Origin of the sequence: Pseudomonas sp. TUM22785, assembly GCF_028198105.1 — a bacterium.
GTDB lineage: Bacteria > Pseudomonadota > Gammaproteobacteria > Pseudomonadales > Pseudomonadaceae > Metapseudomonas > Metapseudomonas solani.
Map to the genome: position 1 here is coordinate 4798466 of NZ_CP116239.1, position 9861 is coordinate 4808326.

Sequence of the window (9861 nt, forward strand, 5' to 3'; positions counted from 1 at the left end):
GGATGAGTCAATGAGCCTCGACACCTGCATCGTCAACGCCGCCACCGCGGCCTGGGACCAGAGCTTCATCGCCGGTACCCTGAACAAGAACAACTGCTCCGGCTTCCTCCAGTCGGTGGCTGCCACCCTCGGCGTACCGATTCCCAGCGGCAACGCCGACGCCATCATGGGCGGCCTGCCCCAGGCCACCGGCTGGAAGGAACTGGCCAGCGGTGACGAAGCCGCGCAGAAGGCCTCCCAGGGTTACTTCGTGATCGCCGGCATCAAGGGCAGCGACCACAACCCGGCGCGCAACAACGGCCACGTCGCCGTGGTCATCGGCGGCACCCTGTACCGTGGCAAGTACCCCCGCGTGTGGTGCGGCAGCATCGCCGGCTCGGTCGGCCAGAGCCAGGGCCTGCGCTCGGTCGGCGAGGTGTGGAACCGCACCGACCGCGACCTGGTGAAGTACTTCGTCTACGCCACGGCCAGCTGCCGCGGCTGATCCCCCCGCGCCGTGGATGACCCTCCCTCATCCACGGCCGCGCTCCCCGCTCTCCCCCGCCACGCCTGCATCCCCGCGCACCCGGCCCGCCAGGGCTGTCGCGACCTTTCGCCGCAACCAACATGAGCCATTTTCATGCGCCAGCCGGTGGGCGGTCGATCCCCTTCATCTTTGCTATGCTTCGCACCCTTTTCCGCCCAGCTAGTCAGGTCCTCCATGTCCAGCCCGCTCACCGATCGCAGCGCTCGCCTGCACGCCCTCCACCAAGCCCTCAAGGAACGCATCCTGATCCTCGATGGCGGCATGGGCACCATGATCCAGAGCTACAAGCTGCAGGAGGAGGATTACCGCGGCGCGCGCTTCGCCGACTGGCCGAGCGACGTCAAGGGCAACAACGACCTGCTGCTGCTGTCGCGCCCGGACGTGATCCAGGCCATCGAGAAGGCCTACCTCGACGCTGGTGCCGACATCCTCGAGACCAACACCTTCAACGCCACCCAGGTGTCCCAGGCCGACTACGGCATGGAATCCCTGGTGTACGAGCTGAACGTCGAGGGCGCGCGCCTGGCCCGTGAAGTGGCCGACGCCAAGACCCTGGAAACCCCGGACCGCCCGCGCTTCGTCGCCGGCGTCCTCGGCCCGACCAGCCGCACCTGCTCCATCTCCCCCGACGTCAACGACCCGGGCTACCGTAACGTCACCTTCGACGAGCTGGTGGAGAACTACACCGAGGCCACCAAGGGCCTGATGGAAGGCGGCGCCGACCTCATCCTGATCGAAACCATCTTCGACACCCTCAACGCCAAGGCGGCGATCTTCGCCGTGCAGGGCGTGTTCGAGGAGCTGGGCGTCGAGCTGCCGATCATGATCTCCGGCACCATCACCGATGCCTCCGGCCGCACCCTCTCGGGCCAGACCACCGAAGCCTTCTGGAACTCGGTGAGCCACGCCAAGCCGATCTCCGTGGGCCTGAACTGCGCCCTCGGCGCCAAGGAACTGCGCCCCTACCTCGCCGAACTGGCGGGCAAGGCCGGCACCCACGTCTCCGCGCACCCCAACGCCGGCCTGCCCAACGCCTTCGGCGAATACGACGAGACCCCGGCGGAAATGGCCGTGGTGGTCGAGGAGTTCGCTGCCAGCGGCTTCCTCAACATCATCGGCGGCTGCTGCGGCACCACCCCGGGGCACATCGAGGCCATCGCCAAGGCCGTGGCCAAGCACCCGCCGCGCGTGATCCCGGAGATTCCCAAGGCCTGCCGCCTGTCGGGCCTGGAGCCCTTCACCATCGACCGCAGCTCGCTGTTCGTGAACGTCGGCGAGCGCACCAACATCACCGGCTCCGCCAAGTTCGCCCGCCTGATCCGCGAGGAGAACTACACCGAGGCCCTGGAAGTCGCCCTGCAGCAGGTGGAAGCCGGCGCCCAGGTCATCGACATCAACATGGACGAGGGCATGCTCGACTCCAAGGCGGCGATGGTGCGTTTCCTCAACCTCATCGCCGGCGAGCCGGACATCTCCCGCGTGCCGATCATGATCGACTCCTCCAAGTGGGAGGTGATCGAGGCCGGCCTGAAGTGCATCCAGGGCAAGGGCATCGTCAACTCCATCTCGATGAAGGAAGGCGTCGAGCAGTTCAAGCACCACGCCCGCCTGTGCAAGCGCTACGGCGCCGCCGTGGTGGTGATGGCCTTCGACGAAGCCGGCCAGGCCGACACCGAAGCGCGCAAGGCGGAAATCTGCCAGCGCAGCTACGACATCCTGGTCAACGAAGTGGGCTTCCCGCCGGAAGACATCATCTTCGACGCCAACATCTTCGCCGTCGCCACCGGCATCGAAGAGCACAACAACTACGCGGTCGACTTCATCAACGCCTGCGCCTACATCCGCGACAACCTGCCCTACGCACTGAGCTCGGGCGGCGTATCCAACGTGTCGTTCTCCTTCCGCGGCAACAACCCGGTACGCGAGGCGATCCACTCGGTCTTCCTCTACTACGCCATCCAGAACGGCCTCACCATGGGCATCGTCAACGCCGGCCAACTGGAGATCTACGACGAGATCCCCAAAGAGCTGCGCGACGCCGTGGAAGACGTGGTGCTCAACCGCACGCCCAACGCCACCGAAGCGCTGCTGGCCATCGCCGACAAGTACCGGGGCGACGGCGCGGTCAAGGAAGTGGAGAACGAGGAATGGCGCTCGCTGCCCGTGGACAAGCGCCTGGAACACGCGCTGGTCAAGGGCATCACCGCCTTCATCGTCGAAGACACCGAGGAATGCCGCCAGCAATGCGCGCGCCCCATCGAGGTGATCGAAGGCCCGCTGATGTCCGGCATGAACGTGGTCGGCGACCTGTTCGGCTCCGGCAAGATGTTCCTGCCCCAGGTGGTGAAATCCGCCCGGGTGATGAAGCAGGCCGTGGCCCACCTGATCCCCTTCATCGAAGAGGAAAAGGGCGACAAGCCCGAAGCCAAGGGCAAGATCCTCATGGCCACGGTGAAGGGCGACGTCCACGACATCGGCAAGAACATCGTCGGCGTGGTACTCGGCTGCAACGGCTATGACATCGTCGACCTCGGCGTGATGGTGCCGGCGGAGAAGATCCTGCAGACCGCCATCGCCGAAAAGTGCGACATCATCGGCCTCTCCGGCCTGATCACCCCCTCGCTGGACGAGATGGTCCACGTCGCCCGCGAAATGCAGCGCCAGGGCTTCAACCTGCCGCTGATGATCGGTGGCGCCACCACCTCCAAGGCCCACACTGCGGTGAAGATCGACCCGCAGTACAGCAACGACGCCGTGGTCTACGTCACCGACGCCTCGCGCGCCGTGGGCGTGGCCACCCAGCTGCTGTCCAAGGAACTCAAGGCGGGCTTCGTCGAACGCACCCGCGCCGACTACGTCGAAGTCCGCGAGCGCACCGCCAACCGCGCCGCCCGCACCGAGCGCCTGGCCTACGCCGACGCCCTGGCCAACAAGCCGGCCTTCGACTGGGCCGGCTACCGCGCGCCCAAGCCGAGCTTCACCGGCGTGCGCGTGCTGGAAGACATCGACCTCGCGGTGCTGGCCGAGTACATCGACTGGACGCCCTTCTTCATCTCCTGGGACCTGGCCGGCAAGTACCCGCGCATCCTCACCGACGAAGTCGTGGGCGAAGCCGCCACCGCGCTGTTCGCCGACGCCCAGGCGATGCTGAAGAAGCTCATCGACGAGAAGCTGATCAAGGCCCGTGCGGTGTTCGGTTTCTGGCCGGCCAACCAGGTCAACCACGACGACATCGAAGTGCGTGACGACCAGGGCAAGCCGCTGGCCATCCTGCACCACCTGCGCCAGCAGACCATCAAGCCCGACAGCAAGCCCAACCTGTGCCTGGCCGACTTCGTCGCGCCCAAGGAAAGCGGCGTGGTCGACTACGTCGGCGGCTTCATCACCACCGCCGGCATCGGCGCCGAGGAAGTGGCCAAGGCCTATGAGGCCAAGGGCGACGACTACAACTCGATCATGGTCAAGGCCCTGGCCGACCGCCTGGCCGAGGCCTGCGCCGAATGGCTGCACGAGCGCGTGCGCAAGGAACACTGGGGCTACGCCGCCGACGAGCACCTGGACAACGAGGCGCTGATCAAGGAGCAGTACAACGGCATCCGCCCCGCTCCCGGCTACCCGGCCTGCCCGGACCACACCGAGAAGGCCACCCTGTTCAACCTGCTGGACCCGAGCGCCAGCTTCGACAAGCCCGGCGTCAGCGGCGTGTTCCTCACCGAGCACTTCGCCATGTTCCCGGCGGCGGCCGTCAGCGGCTGGTACTTCGCCCACCCCGAGGCGCAGTACTTCGCGGTCGGCAAGATCGAACGCGACCAGGTGGAGAGCTACAGCAAGCGCAAGGGCCAGGACCAGGCCGTGAGCGAACGCTGGCTGGCGCCGAACCTCGGCTACGACTACTGACCCCGACCAGGCCCGCGCAATGCGGGCCTGGTTCTTTCTGGCTCCCAGCGGCGCAACGATGGGTTTCGCGGGGCTCTACCCATCCTACGGGTGCCCAGTCCGCGCGGCTTGGTGCTCTTCGTAGGATGGGTCGGGCGGCGTTCCGCGAGCGAAACGAAACCCATCACCGCGATGCCCCCGACACGCTCGATCACTCCCTGAACGCCCCCCAGAAACGACCACTCCTCCGAAACCACTGCAGGAACCCCGACATCGGCCGACACGCCTTTCAGAGGCGCAATGGCGCGGGCACTGCTATTGCATAGGAAGTGCCTGCCGCGCCTCTGCCGTGCGCCGCCTTCCAGCTCGGGAATCGAGGAGTACCGAATGTCTCTGCTGCCTGACCGCATTTCCAGCCGCCTGACCCTGGGCGCGATCTTCCTCCTGTTGCTCACCGCCCTCGCCGTGTTCGCCATCATGGTGTTCCGTGGCCAGCCCCGGGTGGTGGCGGAAAGTAACGCCCTGATCGAGCAGACCGGCAGCGCCATCGTCCGCCAGCTCGGCCTCAAGCTCGCCGGCATCGAGGGCCTGGCGGTGAGCATGGCGCACCTGGCCGAGGTGCTGCCCCGGGAAGAGGCACAGTACCGCGACAACTACCCCAACCTGATCGACAACAGTGGCGATGCGGCCATCGCCGGCGGCGGCATCTGGCCGGAGCCGGGCGCCTTCACCGAAGGCGTCGACCGCCGCAGCTTCTTCTGGGCACGCGGTGCCAGCGGTGCGCTGGAATACTCCGACGACTACAACAAGCCCGAAGGCCCCGGTTACCACAACGACGCCTGGTACACCGGCGCGCGCAGCGCCAGCGGCAATGCCTGCACCTGGTCCGAGGCCTACCAGGACCCGGTCAGCAAGGTGCCCATGGTCACCTGCAGCGTGCCCTACAAGCTGCAGGGCCGCTTCGCCGGGGTCAGCACCATCGACCTGCGCCTCGACGACCTCGCCGCCTTCCTCAAGGACCAGGGCAAGGTCACCGGCGGCTATGCCTTCGCCCTCGACCCGGCCGGCAACATCCTGTTCTTCCCCCTGCCGGGCAGCGGCGCCGAAGCCAGCATGCAGAAGTTCGACGACCTCGCCGCCCGTGAAGCCTGGCTGCAGCCGCTGGCGGAGGCCCGGCGCAAACTCGGCGCCAGCGGCACCGCCAGCGTGGCGCTGGACGACGACGCCCTGCTGGGCGAAGCCAGCCAGGCCAACCTCTTCGTGATGCCGCAAACCCGCTGGACCATCGGCCTGGTCACCCCCCAGGCGCGGGTCACCGGCCTGGCGCGCGCCCTCACCTACGAGTTGCTGGCGTTCCTCCTGCCGCTGCTGGGCCTGCTGCTGTTATTCGTCTGGCTGGCCGGGCGCAAGGTACTGGAGCAGCTCGGCGAAACCACCGCGCAGATCGACGCTCTCGGCAGCGGCCAGGGCCACGGCGGCGCGCTGACCATCCTCCGTGATGACGAGATCGGCGGCCTGCGCCGTTCGGTCAACCAGTACGCCGGGCGCCTGCAGGGCATGCTCCAGGTGATCGCCGAGGAATCCCGCCGCTTGCAGGAAGAAGCCGCCAGCCTCGGCCGCCTCAGTGGCGCCCTGCTCCACCGCGCCGAGCAGCAACGCCAGGAAAACACCCAGCTGGCGGCGGCCATCACCGAGATGTCTTCCAGCGCCAACGAGGTGGCGCAGAACACCAACGACTGCGCCGACACCGCCCAGCGCTCCCAAGGCGTGGTCAGCGAAGGCCAGCAGAAGGTCAGTTCCAACAGCCGCTCCATCCAGGCGCTGTCCAGCGAAATGGCCGCCGCCGCCGCGGTGATCGCGCGCCTGGAGCAAGACAGCCAGCAAGTGGGCGCCGTGCTCGACGTGATCAAGGCCATCTCCGAGCAGACCAACCTGCTGGCCCTCAACGCCGCCATCGAAGCGGCGCGGGCAGGCGAGCAGGGCCGGGGCTTCGCCGTGGTCGCCGACGAGGTGCGCTCCCTGGCGGCCAAGACGCAGAGCTCGGCCAACGAGATCAGCACCATGATCGCCAGCCTGCAGCAGGCCTCGCGCCAGGCGGTGCAGGCCATGCAGGCCGGCGAGGCACGCACCCGCCATGCGGTGGAGGAAGCCGAAGGCGCCGCCACTGCGCTGTCGACCACGGTGCAGAGCTTCGACGACATCTCCCAGCGCGCCCAGCAGATAGCCGTCGCCGCCCAGGAACAGAGCCACGTGACCCAGGAGATCAACGAACTGGCGGTGCGCATCCACTCGGTGAGCGAGGAAAACGCCCGCGATGCGGTGGACCTGGACACCCTCGGCCAGGCGATGCGCCAGTCGGCGACGCGCCTGGCGGAGCTGAGCCGGGGCCGCTGAAGACCGCGACCCCATGCCGCCCTGGGTGAGGGGCGCCTGCTGCTAGCATGGCGCCTCCTCATTGCCACAAGGAGCCGGCATGCGCCTTCCTCGTACCTGTGTCCTGCTGCTCCCCCTCCTGCTCGGCGGCTGCGGCAGCTTCATCGCCCGCGGCGACAGCGCCCACCTGGTCGACGCCGACTACTACAAGGGCACCCAGGCCGACTGGCAGCTGCTGACCGATGGGCTGAACAGCGGCTACGCGCCCTTGACCCTGTTCTGCTGGATGTCGCTGGTCTGCCCGGTAGCCACTCTGGCCTCGATCCCACTGGACCTGGTGGTGGACACCGCACTACTGCCCCACGACCACACCGCGCGGCCCTGAAGGCCGCGTCGCCCCTACTTAAGCACGAACGCCGGTGGTAGGATTCGCGCCCCATGCGCATCCAAGACCTGCACGACCGCCTCGCCGCCCTCGGCGCCAAACCCATCCACCGTGGGCGGGTGATCCGCGCCTGGCTGCAGGGCAAGCCCCTCGACGCCTGCACCCTGCGCCAGCAAGCCCAGGACTTCCTGCCCATCAGCGTGCGTGAAGGCCTGCCGGCCCTGGCCGAGGAGCTGGACAACCTCGCGCGGCTGCGCTCCGAGCATCCCGCCGCCGACGGCTCGGCACGGCTGCTGGTGGGCCTGGCCGACGGCCAGATGGTCGAAAGCGTGCTGCTGCCCCGCGACGGCCTGTGCGTCTCCAGCCAGGTCGGCTGCGCCGTGGGCTGCGTGTTCTGCATGACCGGCAAGAGCGGCCTGCTGCGCCAAGTCGGCAGCCTGGAGATCGTCGCCCAGGTGGCCCTGGCGCGGCGCTACCGCAAGGTGAAGAAAGTGGTGTTCATGGGCATGGGCGAGCCGGCCCACAACCTCGACAACGTACTGGAGGCCATCGACCTGCTGGGCACCGACGGCGGCATCGGCCACAAGAACCTGGTGTTCTCCACCGTGGGCGACCCGCGCGTCTTCGAGCGCCTGCCCCAGCAGCGGGTCAAGCCGGCCCTGGCGCTGTCGCTGCACAGCAGCCGTGCCGAGTTGCGCGAACAACTGCTGCCCAAGGCGCCGCGCATCAGCCCCGAGGAGCTGGTGGAGCTGGGCGAAGCCTATGCCCGCACCACGGACTACCCCATCCAGTACCAGTGGACGCTGCTCGCCGGCATCAACGACAGCCAGGAGGAGGCCGACGGCATCCTGCGCCTGCTCAAGGGCAAGTTCGCGGTGATGAACCTCATCCCCTACAACAGCCTGGAAGCGGACGACTACCAGCGCCCGGGCGGTGATCGCATCATCGAGCTGGTGCGCTACCTGCACAGCCGTGGCGTGCTGACCAAGGTGCGCAACTCCGCCGGCCAGGACATCGATGGCGGCTGCGGCCAGTTGCGCGCCCGCGCCGAGAAGGTCAACACCCGCCTGCTGCATCCCGTGCATTGATCCGGGCAACCTGACGGGGGCGAGCTAAGCTTGTGCCCCACGGAGGTGCACCATGGACGACAGCAAGATCGACGACGACAACCAACGCCCCCTGACCTTCCGCGAGATGCTCCACAGCGTCGCGGCGGCCGCCTTCGGCGTGCAGAGCGGCAAGAACCGCTCGCGGGACTTCAGCCGTGGCAAGCCCAGCCACTTCATCATCCTCGGCGTGCTCTTCACCCTGGTGTTCGCGCTGACGCTGTTCGGCGTGGTCAAGCTGGTGCTGCACCTCGCCGGGCTGTAGTGCGCGTCAATCCAGCAGCGGAGACAGGGAAAAGCGGTAGCCGGAGAAGTCCGGGTGCCCACGCGCACCGAAATCGCGGAACCTGACGCCGTAGCCCGGCTGTTGGAGGTGCTTCAGCAACTGCCGAGCCTGTCGCGCATCCAGCCGGGTGAACAACCGCGCGCGCTGGTCCGCGCCGCCGAAACGGGCAAAATCCTGCCCAGCGTCGTAATCCGCCAGCATCACCAGTGCCCAGCCACCCAAGGTGAAGTGCCCGCCCACCAGCACATCCACGCGCCCATCGATACGCGCCTGCAGCACCTCGGGAGAGTTGTTCAGCGCGGAGAAATGCAAGCGACCACGCACCTGCGCGCCCAACTCATCGGCAGCCTGCATGGCGCCGAAGGCCATCGCGTCATTGGCCGCCCATACCAGGCTGACCCTCGGATAGCGTGGTAGCAGTTGGCGGGCCTGCTCTAGAGCCCGGCCACGGTCCCACTCGGCATACACGAGCTGGCGCAGCCTGACATCCGGGTTGGCTGCCAGCACCCGGTGCAGCCCCGCCTCCCGGAGGCGGGCCGCGGGCGTCTGCTTCACGCCGGAGAACGCCAGCATCTCGATCCCGCCCTGTGGCTGCACGCGGCGCTGCTGGCGGATCAGCTCCTCGGCCATCAGCGCCCCGGCCTCCTCGTCATTGGGCACCAGGCTGCCGATCCAGTTGCCATAGCGCTCGCGCGGGCCGCCGGCCAGGCCGCGCTGCTCATCCGTCAAGGTGCTATTGACGATGAACAAGCGCACCCCGCTGCCCTGCCCCAGCCGGAGAATCTCCGGTGCGACGTACTGCTCGTTGACGAATACCAGGTAGTCGGGGCGCTGCGCCTCGGGCCCCATAAGCGCTGCGCGGGCCTGACCCAGCATGCGCGCGTTGTCACGCTCGGCGAACTCGATGCGCAATTCCATACCCAGGTCATCGGCAGCCGCGCGCATGAATTCGGCGTAGCTGCGCCAGAACGGCTCGTCGCTACGACCGGGGTTGAGAAACACAACGGAGGCGGCCTGCGCCAGGTCACAACAGAACAGCCCCATGCACAAGGCCAGGGAGCGTGGAAAGGACATCAAGGAAAACCTTTTCGTCGAATGCGCTGCAGTATACCCGCGCCACACCCCGCCGCCTCGCTTGCTCCTGCTACTGGTGGCTGACCCAAAACACCGCCGTGGCGACCACGATCAGGATGAGGCAGAAAATCGCGACGGCATCAATGCCGCTGTCCGAGCTGGAGTTTTCGATGTGATCGTTCATGGCATCCCCTTGTTGTGGTTATGGGTGCTACGCCCACGAGTTAAGACCAGG

General features: G+C 67.4%; 7 protein-coding genes and 1 pseudogene. 7 read left to right on the forward strand and 1 reads right to left on the reverse strand.

All coding sequences use genetic code 11. The annotated features are described in order from the left end of the window. The first annotated feature begins 10 nt into the window (after positions 1-10). The 7 genes and pseudogenes from PI990_RS21650 (at position 11) to PI990_RS21675 (ending at position 8531) form a co-directional block, all read left to right on the forward strand. Positions 11-484, forward strand: coding sequence for a hypothetical protein (locus PI990_RS21650; RefSeq protein WP_021216804.1), 474 nt, complete (start codon positions 11-13; stop codon positions 482-484). Between the two features lie 216 nt (positions 485-700). Then, entirely contained in the window at positions 701-4423 is a 3723-nt protein-coding gene (gene metH / locus PI990_RS21655) for a methionine synthase (protein WP_271658442.1), read from the forward strand. A 579-nt stretch (positions 4424-5002) separates the two neighbouring features. Beyond that, positions 5003-5347 (forward strand): annotated as a pseudogene (locus PI990_RS31635) (PDC sensor domain-containing protein); the annotation flags it as partial. 168 nt (positions 5348-5515) lie between these two features. After that, on the forward strand, positions 5516-6796 hold the full coding sequence (locus tag PI990_RS31640; RefSeq protein ID WP_442969349.1) for a methyl-accepting chemotaxis protein: 1281 nt from the start codon (positions 5516-5518) through the stop codon (positions 6794-6796). 79 nt (positions 6797-6875) lie between these two features. Continuing rightward, complete coding sequence (locus PI990_RS21665) at positions 6876-7160, forward strand: YceK/YidQ family lipoprotein (RefSeq protein ID WP_021221768.1); 285 nt, start codon at positions 6876-6878, stop codon at positions 7158-7160. Positions 7161-7213: 53 nt separating this feature from the next. Beyond that, a complete protein-coding gene (locus tag PI990_RS21670) occupies positions 7214-8248 on the forward strand; it encodes an RNA methyltransferase (RefSeq protein ID WP_021221769.1) in 1035 nt (344 codons plus the stop codon). Between the two features lie 52 nt (positions 8249-8300). Beyond that, positions 8301-8531: a DUF2970 domain-containing protein gene (locus tag PI990_RS21675; protein ID WP_021221770.1), complete on the forward strand. Its 231-nt coding sequence runs from the start codon at positions 8301-8303 to the stop codon at positions 8529-8531. A 6-nt stretch (positions 8532-8537) separates the two neighbouring features. Here the strand turns inward: PI990_RS21675 and PI990_RS21680 are convergent, their stop codons facing one another. Continuing rightward, positions 8538-9626 (reverse strand): ABC transporter substrate-binding protein, encoded by a 1089-nt coding sequence (locus tag PI990_RS21680; RefSeq protein ID WP_271658444.1) that lies wholly within the window; start codon positions 9624-9626, stop codon positions 8538-8540. Positions 9627-9861: the final 235 nt, after the last annotated feature.

Bases quoted from the DNA above. Each gene is read 5' to 3' on its own strand.
- PI990_RS21650 (WP_021216804.1), top strand. From the start codon at position 11: ATGAGCCTCGACACCTGCATCGTCAACGCCGCCACCGCGGCCTGGGAC.
- metH (WP_271658442.1), top strand. From the start codon at position 701: ATGTCCAGCCCGCTCACCGATCGCAGCGCTCGCCTGCACGCCCTCCAC.
- PI990_RS31640 (WP_442969349.1), top strand. From the start codon at position 5,516: ATGCAGAAGTTCGACGACCTCGCCGCCCGTGAAGCCTGGCTGCAGCCG.
- PI990_RS21665 (WP_021221768.1), top strand. From the start codon at position 6,876: ATGCGCCTTCCTCGTACCTGTGTCCTGCTGCTCCCCCTCCTGCTCGGC.
- PI990_RS21670 (WP_021221769.1), top strand. From the start codon at position 7,214: ATGCGCATCCAAGACCTGCACGACCGCCTCGCCGCCCTCGGCGCCAAA.
- PI990_RS21675 (WP_021221770.1), top strand. From the start codon at position 8,301: ATGGACGACAGCAAGATCGACGACGACAACCAACGCCCCCTGACCTTC.
- PI990_RS21680 (WP_271658444.1), bottom strand. From the start codon at position 9,626: ATGTCCTTTCCACGCTCCCTGGCCTTGTGCATGGGGCTGTTCTGTTGT.